The 986-nt window shown below is 46.9% G+C and carries 1 protein-coding gene and 1 pseudogene; both read left to right on the top strand.

Translation table 11 applies throughout. The features are described from left to right. Positions 1-112 precede the first annotated feature (112 nt). Complete coding sequence (locus tag AZ66_RS29315; RefSeq protein ID WP_231587109.1) at positions 113-640, top strand: hypothetical protein; 528 nt, start codon at positions 113-115, stop codon at positions 638-640. Positions 641-645: 5 nt separating this feature from the next. Further along, positions 646-986, top strand: a pseudogene (locus AZ66_RS29310) (flagellar motor switch protein FliG); the annotation flags it as partial.

The following is a 986-nucleotide window of genomic DNA, read 5'->3' as shown; positions in this document are numbered from 1 at the left end:
CCTGAAAGTGGTGTTGCTGGCGTGGGCGATGGAGAAGTAACGAATTATCCTTACTGCATCTAACGGCGGAGAGACGAACTCCGAGAAATCCCAACGCACGACCAATTACGATGTGAATCGGATATCGAACACGATTGAAGCAAGTCCATATGCTGTTAAAGATTTAACCATTCATGCAGCAATCGACTCAGATCAAATGCAACAAGATCGAGTGCAGCAAGTCGAAAAGGTGCTGCGCAGTATTGTTGCCACTCAATTAAGAGATTCAGGTGTTACATATACAGACGTTGATCTGACGCAAAAAGTTTCTGTCATGACTCAAAATGGTTCTAAAGATGGAGTCGTGTCGGACAATCAGTCGATTCCGAACTGGGTATGGTATGGCGCGGGTGCGCTTGGATTACTAGCTGTGGCAGGAGGAATTACCTACGCGGTCGTCCGCAAACGCAGACAAGAAGAGGAAGAAGAATATTACGAGACCGAAATGTCTGGTCCGTCTCAACTCGAACTTCCTTCTATTGACTTAGAGAATTTGACTGGCGAGCATCAGGTGCGCAAACAGCTGGAATCGCTAGCGAAGAAGAAACCGGATGAATTTGTTAAATTGCTGCGCACATGGCTAGTAGAGGAATCGAGGTGAGCGGAATGGTCAAAGGCGGATTAACAGGCAGACAGAAGGCGGCGATTTTGCTCATAACGCTCGGGCCGGAAGTGTCAGCTCAAATATTCAAGCATCTTAGGGATGAAGAAATTGAGCAGCTTACGCTCGAAATTGCAAATGTACGCAAAGTAGATGCAGCGGAAAAAGAAGCGGTAATGAGCGAATTTCACCAAATTTGCCTAGCACAGGAATATATATCGCAAGGCGGTATTACATACGCAAAAGAAATTTTGGAGAAGGCACTCGGACAGCAGAAGGCGCTGGATATTATTAATCGCCTGACAGCAACGCTGCAGGTGAGACCGTTTGACTTCGCACGCAAGGC

The organism is Paenibacillus sp. E194, from assembly GCF_000935845.1.
Taxonomy (GTDB): domain Bacteria; phylum Bacillota; class Bacilli; order Paenibacillales; family Paenibacillaceae; genus Paenibacillus_B; species Paenibacillus_B alvei_B.
This window is presented reverse-complemented; position numbering and strand designations above follow the sequence as displayed.